The 17,553-nt window shown below is 53.1% G+C and carries 17 protein-coding genes and 1 pseudogene; 11 read left to right on the top strand and 7 right to left on the bottom strand.

What is annotated here, in order from left to right; all coding sequences use genetic code 11:
* Positions 1 to 453 precede the first annotated feature (453 nt).
* The 3 genes from P2G53_RS03710 to P2G53_RS03700 are packed head-to-tail and all read left to right on the top strand — an operon-like array spanning position 454 to position 2,638.
* Complete coding sequence (locus P2G53_RS03710) at positions 454 to 1,473, top strand: amidoligase family protein (protein WP_275813932.1); 1,020 nt, start codon at positions 454 to 456, stop codon at positions 1,471 to 1,473.
* The gene (locus P2G53_RS03705) at positions 1,473 to 2,195 is read left to right on the top strand and encodes a type 1 glutamine amidotransferase (RefSeq protein ID WP_275813930.1); all 723 of its coding nucleotides are present in this window, start codon (positions 1,473 to 1,475) and stop codon (positions 2,193 to 2,195) included. The genes P2G53_RS03710 and P2G53_RS03705 overlap by 1 nt, the downstream gene beginning before the upstream one ends.
* A gap of 23 nt (positions 2,196 to 2,218) precedes the next feature.
* On the top strand, positions 2,219 to 2,638 hold the full coding sequence (locus tag P2G53_RS03700; RefSeq protein WP_275813927.1) for a YqaA family protein: 420 nt from the start codon (positions 2,219 to 2,221) through the stop codon (positions 2,636 to 2,638).
* A gap of 87 nt (positions 2,639 to 2,725) precedes the next feature.
* On the opposite strand, the gene P2G53_RS03695 is transcribed toward P2G53_RS03700, so the two are convergent.
* The 5 genes and pseudogenes from P2G53_RS03695 to P2G53_RS03675 form a co-directional block, all read right to left on the bottom strand.
* Positions 2,726 to 5,512 carry a GNAT family N-acetyltransferase gene (locus P2G53_RS03695; protein ID WP_275814094.1) on the bottom strand — a complete coding sequence of 929 codons (2,787 nt, stop codon included), beginning with the start codon at positions 5,510 to 5,512 and terminating at the stop codon, positions 2,726 to 2,728.
* An 84-nt stretch (positions 5,513 to 5,596) separates the two neighbouring features.
* Positions 5,597 to 5,791 (bottom strand): annotated as a pseudogene (locus P2G53_RS03690) (transposase); the annotation flags it as partial.
* Positions 5,792 to 5,967: 176 nt separating this feature from the next.
* Positions 5,968 to 6,747 (bottom strand): glycerophosphoryl diester phosphodiesterase, encoded by a 780-nt coding sequence (locus P2G53_RS03685; protein ID WP_275813924.1) that lies wholly within the window; start codon positions 6,745 to 6,747, stop codon positions 5,968 to 5,970.
* Between the two features lie 5 nt (positions 6,748 to 6,752).
* A complete protein-coding gene (locus P2G53_RS03680; RefSeq protein ID WP_275813921.1) occupies positions 6,753 to 7,370 on the bottom strand; it encodes a glutathione binding-like protein in 618 nt (205 codons plus the stop codon).
* Between the two features lie 11 nt (positions 7,371 to 7,381).
* Complete coding sequence (locus P2G53_RS03675; protein WP_275813916.1) at positions 7,382 to 8,158, bottom strand: hypothetical protein; 777 nt, start codon at positions 8,156 to 8,158, stop codon at positions 7,382 to 7,384.
* Between the two features lie 140 nt (positions 8,159 to 8,298).
* Between P2G53_RS03675 and smrA the strand changes: the two genes are divergently transcribed.
* The 4 genes from smrA to P2G53_RS03655 are packed head-to-tail and all read left to right on the top strand — an operon-like array spanning position 8,299 to position 11,671.
* The gene (smrA, locus tag P2G53_RS03670; protein ID WP_275813913.1) at positions 8,299 to 8,877 is read left to right on the top strand and encodes a DNA endonuclease SmrA; all 579 of its coding nucleotides are present in this window, start codon (positions 8,299 to 8,301) and stop codon (positions 8,875 to 8,877) included.
* Between the two features lie 26 nt (positions 8,878 to 8,903).
* Complete coding sequence (locus P2G53_RS03665; RefSeq protein ID WP_275813910.1) at positions 8,904 to 9,107, top strand: 4-oxalocrotonate tautomerase family protein; 204 nt, start codon at positions 8,904 to 8,906, stop codon at positions 9,105 to 9,107.
* A gap of 36 nt (positions 9,108 to 9,143) precedes the next feature.
* Entirely contained in the window at positions 9,144 to 9,737 is a 594-nt protein-coding gene (locus P2G53_RS03660; RefSeq protein ID WP_275813908.1) for a LemA family protein, read from the top strand.
* Between the two features lie 11 nt (positions 9,738 to 9,748).
* Complete coding sequence (locus P2G53_RS03655; protein ID WP_275813905.1) at positions 9,749 to 11,671, top strand: M48 family metallopeptidase; 1,923 nt, start codon at positions 9,749 to 9,751, stop codon at positions 11,669 to 11,671.
* Here P2G53_RS03655 and folX read toward each other — a convergent pair.
* Together folX and folE are read right to left on the bottom strand one after the other, a co-directional pair.
* On the bottom strand, positions 11,668 to 12,036 hold the full coding sequence (folX, locus tag P2G53_RS03650) for a dihydroneopterin triphosphate 2'-epimerase (RefSeq protein WP_275813901.1): 369 nt from the start codon (positions 12,034 to 12,036) through the stop codon (positions 11,668 to 11,670). The genes P2G53_RS03655 and folX overlap by 4 nt on opposite strands.
* 17 nt (positions 12,037 to 12,053) lie before the next feature.
* Positions 12,054 to 12,608, bottom strand: coding sequence for a GTP cyclohydrolase I FolE (gene folE, locus P2G53_RS03645; RefSeq protein WP_275813898.1), 555 nt, complete (start codon positions 12,606 to 12,608; stop codon positions 12,054 to 12,056).
* Between the two features lie 242 nt (positions 12,609 to 12,850).
* Between folE and P2G53_RS03640 the strand changes: the two genes are divergently transcribed.
* The 4 genes from P2G53_RS03640 to P2G53_RS03625 are packed head-to-tail and all read left to right on the top strand — an operon-like array spanning position 12,851 to position 17,530.
* Positions 12,851 to 13,405, top strand: coding sequence for a response regulator (locus P2G53_RS03640; RefSeq protein WP_275813895.1), 555 nt, complete (start codon positions 12,851 to 12,853; stop codon positions 13,403 to 13,405).
* A 15-nt stretch (positions 13,406 to 13,420) separates the two neighbouring features.
* Positions 13,421 to 14,599, top strand: coding sequence for an HDOD domain-containing protein (locus P2G53_RS03635; protein ID WP_275813892.1), 1,179 nt, complete (start codon positions 13,421 to 13,423; stop codon positions 14,597 to 14,599).
* On the top strand, positions 14,599 to 16,266 hold the full coding sequence (locus tag P2G53_RS03630; protein ID WP_275813890.1) for an ATP-binding protein: 1,668 nt from the start codon (positions 14,599 to 14,601) through the stop codon (positions 16,264 to 16,266). The genes P2G53_RS03635 and P2G53_RS03630 overlap by 1 nt, the downstream gene beginning before the upstream one ends.
* The gene (locus P2G53_RS03625) at positions 16,253 to 17,530 is read left to right on the top strand and encodes an HD domain-containing phosphohydrolase (protein ID WP_275813887.1); all 1,278 of its coding nucleotides are present in this window, start codon (positions 16,253 to 16,255) and stop codon (positions 17,528 to 17,530) included. The genes P2G53_RS03630 and P2G53_RS03625 overlap by 14 nt, the downstream gene beginning before the upstream one ends.
* Positions 17,531 to 17,553 lie beyond the last annotated feature (23 nt).

Genomic DNA, 17,553 nt, shown 5'->3' with positions numbered 1-17,553 from the left:
GTTGGGGAGTTGTTTAGCTGCGCTTTTACGACAGCTAACCCTGTCTTTGGTTTCTCAGCAAAGCTACTGGCAAAGCCGTTCAAATATGGCTTGAGATAGGTGGAGATGAGTCGCTGCAACATATCCCTGTCCGCGTGGTGGTTCCCTTTAGTTATCTCTTTATAGCGGATCATTCGGGATGAGGAAAGTTAGGTCTTTAACCGGATGCTCTGCCCCGGTTGATTAGCCTCGTGGCAGCGGCGAAGCATTTACAGAGGTAACAAGAAAGGTCATACCCTTGCTGCTGGTTGCCAGATCTATCGGCATAGCGGAACGGGCGGCTCAAAATATCGGGCTAGTTTGCCTGGTGGAGAGGGTAACTCACCGAGTTGATGGATGAATCCGCGGTGGGACTCTGTGCGTAGAGTGGGTATGCTGAATCTGTTTTAGAGGAGAATAAAGGGCTTATACAGTATGACCCAATCTGAAGAACAGGCCGATATCAACTGGTTACCCCAGAGGCAACACACAGAGAACGGCAGTGAGCGCAGAGTCGGGGTAGAAATCGAGATGACCGGCCTTGGTCCCGAGCAGATCTGTCAGGCGATTGCTTCACACTTGGGTGGCCGGGTTACAGAGCAGACCCCGTTGGAGTGGTTTGTCAGGGATACGCAACTGGGCGACTTCAAGGTGGAACTGGACGCCTCCTATCTGAAGGCTTTGGCAGAGCAGGAATTGCTTAAACCCGAGGATTCGCTGGGGGATGTTGCAATGAGTCTGCTGACATCCGCCGCAGAGCAGGTGGTGCCATGGGAGCTGGTTACGCCGCCGTTACCGCTGAGCCGTCTTAAATCACTGCATCCACTGATTGCGGACTTTCGCAAACTGGGCGCTAAAGGAACGCGCGATGCTATACATTACGCCTTTGGTGTTCATCTCAACCCTGAGCTACCTGCACTGGACGCCGCCACCATCACCGCCTATCTCAAAGCCTATCTGTGTTTATATGACTGGATAGTGGCGTGTGACAAAACAGACCTTTCCCGGCGCCTGACAACCTATATCAAACATTTTGACAAACGTTATATCGCGCTGGTGATTGACCCGGACTATCGCCCGGACCAGACCACGCTGATTGATGATTATCTGCGATTTAATCCGAGCCGAAATCGTAGTCTGGATATGCTGCCCCTGTTTGCTTATCTGGATGAAGACAGGGTCAGACAGACGGTGGATGATCCGCGTATCAATGCCCGACCCACGCTGCATTACCGTCTGCCCAACTGCGATATTGATAACCCGCTTTGGAATATCGACAACGCCTGGCAGCACTGGCTGGTCGTTGAAAGCCTGGCCCAGAATCCGCAACGCCTGTTGCAATGGTCGCAGGAATATCAGCAGGAGTTGTCCAGGTTGACACATACTTTTGAGTCCCGCTGGCTACTCAGAACGGAACAACTGCTAGAAGATGAGCAAACAAACGGGAGGGTTTGATGCGCATCCGGCGGAAAAAAACGACAGCAGCAAAACCTCTGGTGGTTGTGACCGGACCAGACAAACGATTAAAGCTGGGCTGGTGGGCCAGTCGTCTGGTCCTGTCTCTGGCTGGCCTGCGGGCTTGCTACGTCACACCGGATCACCCGACATTGCCTAAGGCCGCTCAGGGTGTCCTGATTACCGGTGGGGATGATATTGATCCGCGGCACTATGGGCTAACCGGCGATGCAGGGGCGAATTACGATGCCCGTCGTGACGCGCTCGAAATGGCGTTGGTCCGGCGGGCGTTGCAGGAGGGCGTGCCTCTGATGGGCATATGCCGGGGGGCGCAACTTATCAATGTCGTGCTGGGGGGCAGTCTGTTTACCGATATCCGACCGTTACGCAAACTCACGCCTAACCGCAACAGCGCCTTCCCTATTAAGTGGGTAGAGATTGACCGTGCATCTCTATTGGTGCGTAAACTTGATCGGCACAGACTGAAGATAAACAGCTTGCATAACCAGGCCATAGAAAAGATTGCCCGTCCGCTCCGTGTTGCAGCACATGACCGGGATGGCTTTATTCAGGCATTTGAAAGTCAGGGTGAACCGTTCATTCTGGGACTCCAGTGGCATCCGGAATACCTGTTTTATCTTCCCAGGCATCGCCGTTTGTTTAAGTGGTTTGCCCAAGCTGTCAGAAACAACCCGAGCAGACTCTCACATGACTCTGTTTAACCGAGACTAACCGGAATCTCCCATTGAATTACTTTCTGATGTTTGTCAGTGCGCTGGGGGCTGGATCGTTGCTGCCTTTTTATTCAGAGGTGGCCCTGATTGCCTTTTTGCCAGAGAGCAATGCAACCCTGTTATGGTTGTCGGCTACGATCGGCAATACGGCGGGAGCTGCCATCAATTGGTGGATTGGCCGCTATCTGACCCATTATGAGTCCCGCCGCTGGTTTCCCTTTAAGCCAGATAAATTGCACCGGGCGCAACACTGGTTTCAGCGTTATGGTGCCTGGAGTCTGTTGCTGGCCTGGTTGCCGATAGGCGGGGATGCCCTGACATTTATTGCCGGGGTAATGCGGGTTCGGCTGGATCTGTTTCTGCTGCTGACCTTTATTGGCAAAGGCCTGCGCTATCTGGTGGTCATCGCAATATTTTTTAATCTGCTGTGATGTTCATCCGCTCTGTCAGCAGAGTACCCGATGGATCCGCCAGAAAATCCTGCGGCCGGTCGGTGAAGACAGCTTCATTAGATGATCTTACGTTTTAATAAAACGCATCAGGGTGTTTCGTGACGGGTCGTTATCCTGTAAAACCCGCTGGCCTGTATCAGTAAAACCGCGTTCAGAAATTTCGCCTGACCAGAAATTAACACTGTCGAACAGTCGGAGTTCTTGTTTGTTTTCTTCCCAAGGGACATCAATACCTGCATTGAACACTGTATGTACCAGCGAGCAGAACACTCGCATGGATTCACTGTCTGCATCATGATCCCTGAGGATAAAACTACCCCCTGGCCGTAATACACGATTGATTGAATTGATAAAGGCGCTGAGCTTCTCGCGCGGGCAATGATGCAAGCCGATGTAGCATGTGACCAAGTCCAGTGATTCTGTTGGTATGACCGCTTCACTGATTGGCTGGTAATCTGCAAGTGGGAAAAATGTGCCTACCTGTCTGAGCCCGCCACGCTCCATGATCTCAGGTGGCGACATATCTGGCTGGCTATCATTACAGAGGTAAATTGGTGAATTGATTCGAAGCGCTTTTTTCAGTGAATTCACATAACGGCCGGTGGAACCTATTTCGAGATAGCCTGTGATCCTTTGGTTGGCGTCCAATAAGCTCAGCGTCTGAGCCGTCATTTCCTGTTTCTGTTTTTTGAGTGCCGGTAGAGCATAGGTTAGCTCTGACAGGAGGGGCTTGATCCCTGGCAGACGTTCTCTGACCTCGTTATAGATTTCTGCATCAGAAGCAAAATTTTTGCAGGCCTGAATAATGAGGTGGTGGAACTCATGTTCAGGATAGAGATGGTATATGTTCTGCAGGAATAGATAAAAAGCATCTCGTGTACGGAGATCGTTGTAGACAGATTTGAATTCAGAGGCTGCTGTATCCAATTCACTCAGTAATTTTTCATCACCCTTTTTCAGGTAGTACTTTTCCCACAGGCAGTTTCTGAAACGGTAATTGGGATCTAGCTTTTTTTTCAGACTGAACAGTTTCGTTGCAGAGGGATAACAACGGTGAAACTGATCATATCGGGCATGAGGTTGATACGGTAGGTAGTATCGTCCGCCTAAACTAATAACACTGTCGATCAGTTCTCGGGTCCATACCGCCACGCGTTCACAGCTGGCCGGTGTGGTCTCCTGTTTGTAGTAGAGCACCAGTGCGAACACTTCATCCGGCGCCCATGCCAGCAGTGATCCCGGATCTTTGAATGCATGGCGTATAGACACATTAACAACCTGGACAGCGTATCTGTTTAGGATTTCTGCCATCATGGAAATGAACCGGGTTAATGTTTCAGGGGGTACGAAATACTCCTGCAGCACATAAGTCTTGTTGTGTCTTGAGAGAGGTTCCAGCTCTGTAACATCGTAATTGGCTTCATCGTTACGGTAGGTCACCTTTTTGCGCAGATACATGAGCGGCTCATAGATATATTTGCGCCTCAGGTGGCCAAGTGGTGTTTCCGTGATCGCCCACAACATGTACATCTCGGCAATGTAGAATTTTCTACCGCCACGCACTCTTTCCCGATTGACTGGTTTATCAGTCAACTGCCAGGTAATTGCGCGCAGGGATGTGAAATCCGGAGGCGCCAAGTCTGCGTTATGGAAGATACAGTCGCTATTCTCACGGATATCGCACCGGAAGTAGTCAAGGTACTCAACGGTTTTCATCTTCTTGCTGAACTGCTCAATCCGGGCATTCTCCGAAAGCGACAGCCCCACTTCGACGATAACGCCGAGCGCGCCATAACCGCCGACCACGCCGTAAAATATCTCGGGGTTCTCATTGGGCGATGCGAAGATCAGCTCTCCTTCATGAGTGACTATCTTGACGAACAGTACTGTGAGAATGATCGGACCCAGACCAATGTAGCGGCCATGACAATTGACACTGACAGAACCCCCAACAGTGAAATCCGAATACGTTTGCATAACGGAAATAGCCAGACCATGGTTTGTGATCACCGACTGTATGGTGCGCCATCGGGTGCCAGCTTCTACAACGATTGAACGGTTCTCGACATCCAGCTTGATAATACGATCCATACCACGCATATCTATATGCAGGCTACCCTCGTGAGCCACCTGGCCACCCATGCTGAATCGGCCGCCGCCAATCGAGACCGGGCCTTCGGTACGGCGCAAGATGTCCTGCAGTTGCTTGATATTGCCGGGTACATACACCTGGTCGACCAATACTGGATTCAGGCGGGTTACATCGTTGATCAGGCGGCTGTTATCCTCGATGCCGTGGTTGTTGGTGCTCATGGATTGATGAGTATCCAGAACCAACCGCATCCGGAACAGCCGAGGCAAGCCATAGTTGGTCGCAAGATCGGCTGTGCCCGATGTGCTGGTGTGATCAAAACCATGTTTTTTGTAAAAGCTGATCGCAGCGGTATTTGACTCGGTTACGTCAAGCTCGATACGACTGAAACCATGCCTTCTCGCCTTGTCTATGGTGTGTTGCAGTAAGCGCTTTCCCAGCCCCTGTCCACGCAGGTTGTAATCAACGGCAATATTGTTGATGTAATAGGCATCCTGCGAGGGAAGGGGTACATATCCGTCAAGTGCTTTCCTGACATCACCAGTGAGGTGTATCCATTTTGATACGGGTGTTACCCGAAACATATTGAGTGTGCCAACCAGCGTCTGGGCCTGGAGCTGTTCGTGACTGTAACCTAACTCGACACCGACAACTTTGCTGTCCACACACAGCAAAGTGATAAAATCACTTCCGAAATGCCCCTTTGGGAAGCAGATCAGTTTTTTCAGTGCAGACAGCGCTGGTTCGCGTCCAGGGAACATGAAAGCCAGTAATTCATGCGAGCTTTCGTAGATCAGGGCTGCCGCTGCGTCAGCCTGCTGAGGGGTGACGCAACGGTAGTGTATTTCAGGTGTCAGCGCTTTGTCTTTTGGGGCGGTATTCTGACGCTCATCTCGAAGCTGGTTTACCCAGCGGCGCAACACATTCTCGTTGATGCCTGAAGACCGTGAAGCGTCAGAAACAGAATATTCTTGATCCAGAACCAAGCTGGCAATTTCCAGTTTGTACTCAGTTGAATATGATCGACGTTGCTTTGTCATTGTTCACCTCTTTCTATGGTGGTCCCTTTACCACCTTAAATGGTGTCCAAGATCATTGAGCCACTAGAGTACTGACTAGGCTGCTGGCAAAGTCGTTTAAGCATGGCTTGAAATAGATTGAGAGAAGTCGCTGCAACATATCCCTGTCCGCGTGGTGGTTTCCTTTAGTTATCTCTTTATAGCTGATCAGTCTGGCTGAGGGAAGTTAAGTACTCAGCCGGGTTTTCTGTATTGGTTGTTAGGAAATCCTGCGGCCGGTCAGTAAAGATTCCGTCGACGCCCCAACTGAATAGCCTCGCAGCATCGGCGGGGGAGTTGCAGGTATAACAGTAGAGGTCGTAGCCCGCGGCTTTGACCTGCCGGGCTTCTGACTCGGTCAGCAGGCGCCAGTCGCAGTGGATGCTGACGGCGTTGAGGGCCTGCGCCTGCAGGTGCCAGACCGGGGGCAGGGCATCAAACAACAGGCCAAGCTGGATATCCGGGTCGAGTGCGCGGTAGGCGGCGAGTACGTCCAGATCAAAACAGCTGATGATCAGGCGGCTTTTATCCTGCCAGTAGACACTGACACAGGCATGCAGGGTTTTGGCGATGGTTTCCGGTGGCCACTGGTAGGGTTTGATCTCCAGATTCAAGCCAAGGTTGAGTTGCTGGCAGAGGCTGAGGGCATCAGCGAGTTTGGGCAGGGTTTCCCGGCCCCAGCCCAACTGAAACCAGCTGCCCACATCAATATTGTCCAGATCAAACACGGAGAGGGCATTGAGCAGCAGGCCTTTGCGGTCACTGCAACGGTCCAGATTGTCATCGTGACAGAGTACGGGGGTTTTATCGCCGAGCAGGGTGGCGTCGATCTCGACCCACTGCACTCCGGTTTCGGCGGCTTTGCGAATGCCCGACAAGGTGTTTTCCGGCGCCAGACTGGCGACGCCGCGATGACCGATGATGGGGCAGGCGATCATGGGTTTCAGGGTACCTGCATACCGCGTTTTACAAATTCGATCTCACCCATGCGGGCCATCCAGTCGCGTACATGGGGGAACTCATCCAGATCAATCGCCTGCCATTCGTGGCGCATCGCCCAGGGGTAGATGGCGAAGTCGGCAATGGTCAGGTCATCCCCAATAATGAATTTGCGTCCGTCAAGCTGACGATCCAGTGTGCCCCAGAGGCGTTTGGCTAGATCGATGTAGCGTTGTTTGGCGTAGGGCACCTCCTCTTTGCAGAAGCGGTTGAAGTGGTGCGCCTGACCCAGAAATGGCCCGAAGCTGCCCATCTGCCACATCAGCCACTGCATGCACTGCAGCCGTTCTGCCGGGTCATCCGGCAGGAACTCACCGGTTTTTTCTGCCAGATAGAGCAGGATGGCGCCGCTTTCGCTGAGGTGCATCGAACCACCTTCCGGGCCCTCTTCATCGACTATGGCGGGAATCTGGTTGTTGGGACTGATGGCCTGAAAAGAGGGGCTGAACTGCTCGCCTTCAAGCAGGTTAACGGGATGCACCTGATAGGGCATGCGGATCGCTTCCAGCATGATGGAAATTTTGCGTCCGTTGGGCGTGCCCCAGGTATAGAGATCGATCATCGAAAAGGCCCTTACTGCTTCGCAAAGTGTCGGTAGATACTGACCAGCTCATCTTCGCTAAAGGTGATGATGAGCAGTTGCTGTCCCGGCTGGATCAGATTGGGGTTGTCACCGAGAATCCCTTTCTCGTAGTTATAAATGTAGGTGCGATCCACCTTGCCCTGCAACAGGCGGCCTAAAAAAGAACTGCTGGAGTCTTCCAGACGCTCATCCGCATCTTTTGGAATGTCAGCATAGACGGTGTTGTTCTGTCCGGGCAGGGCGAGTCCCTGCGTAAAGGTGCGCATCAGGGCGTTTTGCATGATGCCCCAGATCCCTTCTTTATCATCATCGTTGACGGCATGGATGTAGTAGATCTTGCCGCTGCCTTCCGGATCATCCAGCAGTTCACGCAGGCGAACCTGACCGGCACTCATGGGGTCGGTTTGTTGGCGAATACGTTCAGCATCACTGTCGGATAGGTTTAGTCGGGAAGAAGGGACAGCGAAGGTGGCATCAGAACCGCTGGAGGTGGCGGATTCTATCTCAGCGGCGCCCTGCACTTTGGCGGCGGGTAGCTGAATCAGCTGGTCTGCCGTGACAAAGTTGTTGGCCTGCTTGATATCTATGGGCTGATCAGCGCCTGAGGTGAGATTTGAAATATGGGTTTTGGCCTCGGTATCAGGTGTTGCGGTGGCGGGCTGTTCCATCTGTTGTGCCACATCATCCGGTTGTGGCATGGTGTTGAAAAACATGAACGCAGCCGCCGCAATGATGACAATCAGAGTAATCAGGAGTGTTCTCAACATGCGGGTTCCCTTATTCTTATGTTTGTGTGCCTTGAACCGCACCAATGTAGCCTGATGCGGCGCATTATTAAAGACACTAAGCACAAGCCTTTGTTGCGAAGGCTGGGGAATAAAGTGCATTACAGGCAGACCAGGTGACCATGAATAAATCTGAAACCAGCTTCTCCCAGTGGTTACAGGGTGAAGGTGTAAAACCGTTGCAGAGCGGCAACCGTGCTGACCTCTCGGCTCAGCGGCCCCATCGTGTTAACCCGAATGCAGCGGCGCGGCGTCGGGCGGCGCTGGCGGGGGCCGAGGGCGAACTGACCACGTCGGAAATTGAGTGGCTGCATCCACTCGATCCGCTGGCCTGGAAACGCGATGGCGTGCAGGAAGGGGTCTACAAAAATTTGCGTTTGGGGCACTATCAGGTGGATGCGCGGCTGGAGCTGATGCGTAAAACACCGGGGCAGGCACTGGATGATCTGCTGAGTTTTATCCGCGAATGTATCAAGCTTGATATCCGCACAGTGCTGATCACCCATGGCCGCAGCCATCAGCGCACCGACTCGGCCAACAAGATGAAAAGTTACCTCAGCCACTGGTTGCCTTTGCTGCCGGAGGTGATGGCTTTTCACTGGGCGCAGCCTCAGCAGGGGGGGCATGGCGCAATCTATGTTCTGTTGCGCAAAAGTGAGAGCAAACGGCAGGAAAATTGGGAAAAACATCAAAAACGCTGAAGCCATAACAGGTCGGGAGTAGACCGATGCCTTATGTAAATATCCGTATTACTGACGAAGGGGTGACCCGGGAACAGAAGCAGCAACTGATTGAGGGAGCCACACAGTTACTGGTGGATGTGCTGGGTAAAAACCCGGCCACCACAGTGGTGGTGATCGACGAGGTGCCCATGGATAACTGGGGTGTTGCGGGTGAACTGGTCAGCGACCGACGCAAGCGCGGTCAGTAAATTTCAGACAGGCATTTTACCAAGGAGCAAAAAAACGTGAGTGTTGGAGCGATTGTTTTTACCCTGTTAATCGTGGGCAGTGTGTTTTATGCCATCAGCATCTATAACCGTCTGGTGACCCTGAAAAACCGCCATGAGAATGCGTTTTCTCAGATTGAGGTGCAACTTAAGCGACGTTATGACCTGATCCCTAATCTGGTGGAAACCGCCAAGGGTTATATGGCCCATGAACGGGAAACGCTGGAAGCAGTGATTGCCGCCCGTAATGAGGCCGCCACCATGCTGAAAGGTGCAGCGGCAACCCTGAGTGGTGATGCCATGCAGCAACTGGCGGGTGCCGAAGGCGTTCTGCAGGGTGCCCTGAGCAAGCTGAATGTGGTGATGGAGGCCTACCCCGAGCTGAAGGCCAACGAAAACATGATGCAGCTGAGTGAAGAGCTGACTACCACCGAAAACCGCGTGGCGTTTGCCCGTCAGTCCTTTAATGATGCGGTCACAGCCTACAATGCCTATCGCCAGAGCTTCCCGGTCAATGTGTTGAGTACCAGCTTTGGTCATCCCAAGGATGCTTCTCTGCTTGAATTTGCCGACAGTGCCGAGATTCAGCAGGCCCCTAAAATCAGTTTCTGATCTGACCCTTCATGGATTTTTTTGCCCATCAGGATAAAGCCAGACGTAATACGCTCTGGCTGGTGCTGTTGTTTGTGCTGGCGGTGTTCTGCCTGATCATGATCACCAATATCGCGCTGGTTGTAGTCTGGTGGATGTTCAGCCAGCAGCAGACCCTGCAGGCCGCATCTGAGCGCGGGCTGATGGAGCTGTTCAGCCTGAAAGGGTTTTTGCTGATCAGTTTGCTGGTTTGTGGCGCGGTGGGACTAGCCATTCTCTATAAGTGGTTCCAGCTTTCGTCGGGCGGCCGGGCAGTGGCCGAGTCTCTGGGTGGGCGGCAGATACTACCGGATACCGCTGATCCGAACGAGCGACAGGCACTGAATGTGGTAGAGGAGATGGCGATTGCTTCCGGTATGCCGGTACCGCCGGTGTATCTGCTGGAACATGAACTGGGCATCAATGCTTTTGCGGCCGGTAACCGGCCGGAAGATGCCGTAGTGGGCCTCACCCGGGGCTGCGTGGAAACCTTTAAACGTAATGAACTGCAGGGCGTGGTGGCGCACGAATTCAGCCATATTCTCAACGGTGATATGGGCCTTAATCTGCGTCTGATCGCGCTGCTGCATGGCATTGTGTTCATCGGTAAGGTAGGGGAGATGCTGCTGCGGGGCAGTCGTAGCCGGCATCGGCGTAAATCCAATGGGCAGGTGGCAGTTGTCGGACTGCTGCTGATGGTGATCGGCTGGCTGGGCACACTGTTTGGGCAGTTGATCAAGGCTGCAGTGAGTCGGCAACGGGAATATCTGGCGGATGCCAGTGCTGTACAGTTTACCCGTGACCCGAAAGGGATCAGCGATGCCCTCAAGCTGATCGGTGGCAGTCAGTATGGCGCGGAGTTGCAGAGTGATCAGCGCAGCGAAGTCAGCCATCTGTTTTTTGGGCAGGTGATCCGCAAAATGGCGGCACCTTTTGCCACCCATCCACCGTTGATGGAGCGCATTATCAGGGTACAGCCTGACTGGGATGGCAACTATATCTATCGCAGCGAACCCTCCCGATTACAGAAAAAGCGTGCAGAAATCGAACAGTTAAAACAGGCCCGTGAACGGCAGGCACGGGGTACGGCGGTGCTGGGGGGCGTATTGCTGGGCACGCTGTCGGATGCGGATGCCCCGCTGGATCAGGTTCGCATCCAGTTGGATGCTTTGCCGGACGTTTTAGTGGAACAGGCCCATGACAGCCTGGGGGCCGTGGCACTCTGTTTTGCCTTGCTGCTGGATGATAAAGAAGACACCCGTATGCGCCAGTTGGCATGGGTGCAGCAGACCGGATTTGCCGGGGTGCAGGCGCTGACGGAGAAACTCTATGCGCAAAGCTCACGACTTGATCCCGCCCTGCGATTGCCATTGATTGAGCTGTTACTGCCGGCGCTTAAGACCCTGTCCGCTGAGCAGTATCAGGCGTTCAAACGGGCATTGATGACGCTGATCCGGGCAGATCAGAAAACCGATCTGTTTGAGTGGTGTTTGTATCAGCTGGTGTATCAGTATCTGGCACCCACCTATGAGCAGCAGGAAGCGCCGCTGGCACCCCATCTGAAATTGCAGGCGGTGGCAGACGCGTTGCAACTGGTGCTGAGCGTGCTGGCCCGGTATGGACATACTGATACGGCCGATGCCGATAAGGCGTTTTACCGGGGGGTAAATGCCGCCGGACTCTATACCCTGACACCTCTGGATGATGACGCGGCTGATATTCAGCAGCTCACCGCAGCCGTTCGTCGGTTAGGTCGGGTATTACCGAAGGAGAAAGCGCGGGTGTTCAGTGCTATCCGCAGTTGTATCCAGCAGGATGGCCAGATCACGGTGGCTGAGCGGGAGATGCTCGGCGCTATAGCTGCCATTATGGGCAGCCCGCTACCGCTGTTTATTGATCTGGCTGAGTTGGCTTAAGCCTCACGCTGCCACTGCAGGGTGAGAGAGACCGAGTCGGCAAATCTCAGGGCGTGAGGTTTGTCGATGGTGACACTGGCATACTCTGTCCAGGGGTGGGCCGAGGCAATGTCGAGCACATCGGCCACCAGTTTTTCCAGCAGCAAAAAACGTCCATCTTCGACATGGCTGATCACCTCTTTGGTGATGGTTTTGTAGTTCAGCGCCTTGTCGACATCATCCTCAGCATACGCCTTATCCGCGGGGTAGTGGATCTCGATATTGATCACCACGTCCTGCTGCTTTTGCATCTCGTCCGGATTAAAACCAATAAAAGTACGCAGGCGCAGGTTGGTAATGCGGATAATGGCATTGCTGATGGACATGAAGAGTCTCCGGGACGTTAGCCTCTCAGAAGCTGCAGGAATTCATTGCGGGTTTTATCGTTGTCGCGGAAGTTACCGAGCATCACCGAGGTGCGCATATTGGAATTCTGCTTCTGTACGCCCCGCATCATCATGCACATATGCTGCGCCTGAATGATTACGCCTACCCCTTTAGCACCGGTGACGGTCTGAATCGCTTCAGCGATTTCGCGGGTCAGGTTTTCCTGAATCTGCAAACGACGTGCATACATGTTCACAATCCGGGCGAATTTGGACAAACCCAGTACCTTGCCGTTGGGGATGTAACCGATATGGCAGGTGCCGATGAAGGGCAGTACATGGTGTTCACAGAGGGAGTAAAGTTCGATGTCGCGCACCAGCACCATCTCGTCAGTGTCGGAAGAGAACACCGCATTGTTGGTGACGGTGGCCAGATCCTGCTGATAGCCTTCGGTTAGAAACTGCATCGCTTTTGCGGCACGGCTTGGGGTATCAACCAGTCCTTCACGCTCCGGGTCTTCGCCCAGTAACTCGATGATGTTGCGGTATGACGTTTGTAGTGGGTTGCTCATTCAGGTAATCCAATTTCAGTGAACCGCCAATATTAACGCCGATTCCCTGCTGATGCAGGTGTTTTCTCGGCAAATCTTCACTCAATTTACGAAAATTCTGCTGGTTTGGATGAGCCTGCGGGGTGATTTTCAGACCACATAAAACCATCATTTAAACAGGGGTTTGATAGTCCTTATTGTCACAAATGTCATTTAAAGACTAGATTTACAAGCAAGTACTCATTCAGTGGCAGGGGTAAGGAATGAAAACATTCAGTACAGGCGACATTGCAGGTATGTGTGATGTGAATTTGCGCACCGTAATCCGCTGGATTGAGCGGGGTTCTCTCAAGGCCTACAAGCTGCCGGGGCGTGGCAACAACCGTGTAACTGAAGATGATTTCCGAGCGTTTTTGCACACCCATGGCATGCCAGTGCCAACCCAGTTGAAACCACTTAGCAACCGCGTATTGATTGTGGATGATGAAGCGCCGATGGCCAGTGCTATTCAGCGGGTTCTCAGGGCGGCCGGTTTCGACACGGTGGTGGCCCGGGACAGTTTCCATGCCGGCGCGAGGCTGCTGCAGGATAAACCCGCACTGCTGACGCTTGATCTGAATATGCCAACCATGGACGGTTCTGCCGTGATCCGGTTTGTTCGGGAAAACCCGGAGATTGCCAATACCCGTATCCTGGTGATCTCGGCGATGGGTGAGCCGCTGCTGAAAAAGGCACTGCTGGATGGGGCCGACGCCGTACTGCAGAAGCCTTTCGATAATCAGGAATTGGTTCTGCTGGCAGAACAGTTATTGGCTTAAGCCATAAGGTTGGGTATGCATAAACCCTGTACTGAACATCAAACCGCCGTTAATGAACGACCGCGGGTGCTGTTTGTGGACGATGAGCAAAGTGTGCTGAATGCGTTACGGCGCGGACTGCGTACGTTGCTGCCGGACTGGGAGCTGAAATTTTGTGCTGACCCCTTGCAAGCGCCGGAGCTGGTAACTCAGTTCATGCCCTGGATCGTGGTTTCGGATGAACGTATGTCTGGTCTGAGTGGTACAGAACTCCTGAAACAGGTGAGTCAGCTCTCTCCGGCCACCGTGCGAATTATCCTGACCGGATATGCTTCGGCAGAGGTGGCGGTGAAGGCTGCAGAGGCCAGTCATCTGTTGCTGGCAAAACCGTTTGATATTGAAGCGTTGGCAGAAACATTAAAGCGCGCCGCCTGCCTGCATCATCTTCCCATTCCTGATGCTTTACGTATCCGACTCAGTGCATTGGACGCAATGCCGGTTTTACCTCATATCTACCAACAATTGAGTCAGTACTTGAGCCAGGACAATGTTGAGCTGACCCATGTGGCCGATATTGTGTCTCAGGACCCTACCATTTTGGCGAAACTGATGCAGGTTGCGAATTCACCTTTTATTTCGCACAGCCGACCGGTGAAAACGCCGCTGGAAGCGGTTGTGCGTCTGGGTCTGCTGCTGGTTAAAAATCTGGTGTTGTGTGTGGGGGTGTTCCGGCAATGTGAGCAGATCCCCGAGTCCGAACGGGCACATCTGCTGGAGCAGGCCCTTGAGGTGGCATCTCTGTCGGGTCAGTTCAGTAAGCAGTGCGGTTGTTCCCGTGAAGCGGTGGAACAGTCAGTCACGTTGGGGTTACTGCACACCATCGGCGCGCTTCTACTTTGTCTGATGCCGGAGTATCTGGATCAATCTGAGACTGAGCGGGACCGGATCGCAGACAGTTCGGCGGGTTTTCTTCTCAGTCTGTGGCAGTTTGATCCGGCTTTTGTTGCAGCAGTCAGTTACCAGCATCATCCTGAATATTCACCATCCCCTGATCCTCTGCTGTGTCGTTTGCATGTGGCGTTGATGGTCTGGCGTGCCAAACAGACGGGTACTCCCTGGGATGAGTTGGTCTCTCAACCGTTGCTGGAGGCTGCCGGAATCTGGCCAACCGCTGTTGAATGGATATCGACCCAGTCATCTGGAGGCGATCTGTAATGCATTTTTCACTGCGTCTGAAAACAATGATTGGTGTGGCGCTGATTCAGGCCATGTTGCTGCTGATTCTGGTGGCCATGACCTTTGATTACCTGCGGACCACCAATTATGACGCGATAGAGAAACGTGCTCAGACCTCGGCGATTTTATTTGCAGCAACCGTCCAGGAAGCGGTGCTGGCCTCGGATCTCTCGTCTGTGCAGGCGATGACCGGTCATCTGGTAAATGACCCGGATATCAAGTATGTCCGGGTGTTTGGTCCAGATAAGGTGTTGTTTGCCTCGGCGGGTCATGAACAGGCTCTGGCCCGGCCGTTCAGTAAGGACAGTGATGCTTCACTCGTAGAGGACGGTATTTTTGACAGTGCCGCGGATATTCGCGTGGCAGGTTCCGTCTTTGGCCGGGTCGAAATTGGCCTTGATCTCAGTGCAATCAACAGCACCCTGAGTCAGGCGCTGAGTCGCAGCTCCATGATTGCACTGGGGGAAATGGGTCTGGTGGCGCTGTTTTCCTTTATCTTAGGTAGTTTCTTGACCCGCCAGTTACGCACTCTCACCGAGGCCGCCGGGTTAGTGGCCCGGGGGAATCTGTCGTTCAAAGTGCCCGTGACCGGACATGATGAAGTGTCAAAAGTGGCAGAAGCCTTTAACGCCATGACCGAAGAGCTGGATCGCACCAATCAGCGCCGGGATGAATATGAACAGGCGTTACAGCAACTGAATCTCACTCTGGAAGATCGGGTTGCACAACGGACCCGGGAGTTGCAGGAAAAAAACCAGCAACTGGCAGAAAGCCATCAGTACCTTTCCCAAGCGCAGAGTAAACTGCTGCACTCTGAAAAAATGGCCTCTCTGGGTGTGCTGGCGGCGGGTGTGGCGCATGAGATCAATAACCCGGTCAGCTTTATCATGAGTAATCTGACAACGCTGGAGCAGTACTGCAAATGCTACCAGAATCTGCTGGATGCCTATGCGGAGCTGGGAAGTATCACTGATCCTGAGGAGGCACGGGTACAGCGTCTTAAAATTGAAGCGATGGCGTCCGATTATGACCTCAACTTTATTAATGATGATTTGCCGGCACTGCTGAAAGATGCCATTGATGGTACCCGCCGGGTGAGTGACATTGTCAGAGGGCTGCGGGACTTCTCTCACAGCGGTGCGGATGATGACTGGGTGGTGACGGATCTCAATGCGACCCTGACGTCGGTGCTCAAAGTGATTCACAATGAGCTGAAATATCACTGCGAAGTGAAGCAGTCACTTGATCAGCTGCCCGCCATAAAGTGTAAGGAAGGGCAGATTCGGCAGGTATTGCTCAATCTTTTACTGAATGCCGGGCAGGCGATTGAGGGCCAGGGTGAGATCAATGTGACCAGCCGGTTTACGGATGGCTGGATCGAAATCAAAATCTGCGATACCGGCTGTGGCATCCCCTCCGGTGATCTCGGCAAAATCTTTGATCCTTTTTATACCACTAAACCGGTGGGTAAGGGGACGGGGCTTGGTCTGGCGGTTTCCTACGGCATTGCCAAGGATCATGGCGGTGAAATTAAAGTGCAGAGCACTGTGGGTAAAGGCAGTTGTTTCTCCCTGAGGTTGCCAGCGGGCTCTGAGGCGCAGGCGCATCATTACTTCTCAGTTGGAGAAACCGATGAAATTCACTGAGAACAGTGTGTTGCTGGTTGATGATGAAAAACAGGTGCTCTATGCCCTGAACCGTGTGATTCGCCCGTTGCAATGCAAAGTCTTTATGGCAGATTCGGCAGCGGTCGCGTTGGATATTCTCAAGACCCATCACATCGATATTGTGATCTCAGATATGCGGATGCCGGTGATAGCAGGGGAGCAGTTCCTGCAGCAGGTGGCTGAGCAGTGGCCAGATGTTGAGCGGGTGGCGCTGACCGGGTTTGCGGATTCATCGGCCATTATGGCGGCCATTAATCAGGGTAAAGTCAGTCGATTCATGCTTAAACCCTGGAACGATGACGAGCTGCTTAACACCATAGAAAATGCTTTTTTGTTATCTGCGGGCAAACGCAAGGCCTCGATCCTGCAGCGTATGACGCGGGAAAAAAATACCCAGCTCCAACAGCTTAACCGTACCCTCGAACAGCGCGTGCAGCAGCGCACTGAGCAACTGCGCCAGATGAACACCAGCCTGCAGGCCAGTTACCGGGCGGTGGTGAATATGCTGTCTAACCTGAGTATGCGCAGAATGGGGGTGAAAACCTCCAGAGAAAACCAGCAATTCACCCCTCTGATGCGGGAAACCGCCGTCGCCTGTGGCATTGAGGGCGAAGCGCTGAAAGATCTGATGACAGCCTGGCAGTTCCGGCACCTGGGGAAACTCAGTTTTTCCGATTCGCTGTTGCAGGTTCCCTACCTGAGCATGACCGCTGAACAGCAAAAACAGTTTCATACCCACCCCTTGTTGGCGCAGGCCTCCTGTTTGCCAGTTAAGCCATTGCATGCGGCCGGTCAGATTCTGCGCCAGCACCGGGAATATCTGGACGGTACCGGGTATCCCAGTCGGCTGAAGGCTGATCAGATCAGCCTGTCAGCACAGATTCTCTGCGCGGTTAATGATTATGTGGAGCTGATCAGTGGTCATTATGCTGTGAAACCACAGGGGCATATTGAAGCGTTGCGTTATCTGCGTGACAGGGCTGCCTCACGTTACTCGCAGGATGTGGTGGCGCAGATGAAAGAGGTGCTTGAAGCCCTGTCATCACTGGGCGAGGCGCTAAATGACGCGGAATTAACCAGTAACGACCTGATACCTGGCATGACCCTGAGCCGGGATCTGTTCAGCCCCAGCGGTATTTTGCTGCTTGGCGCAGGGCAGGTGCTGAATGAAACCCTGATTGAGCGCATTCGGGAGATGGAATACAACCTTGAAGAGGTCTTTCAGTTCTTCATTCAACGCTAAACTACTGAGATTACTCAATTCTG

It is taken from the genome of Neptuniibacter sp. CAU 1671, assembly GCF_029222905.1.
In the GTDB taxonomy this organism is placed as follows: domain Bacteria; phylum Pseudomonadota; class Gammaproteobacteria; order Pseudomonadales; family Balneatricaceae; genus Neptuniibacter.
This window is presented reverse-complemented; position numbering and strand designations above follow the sequence as displayed.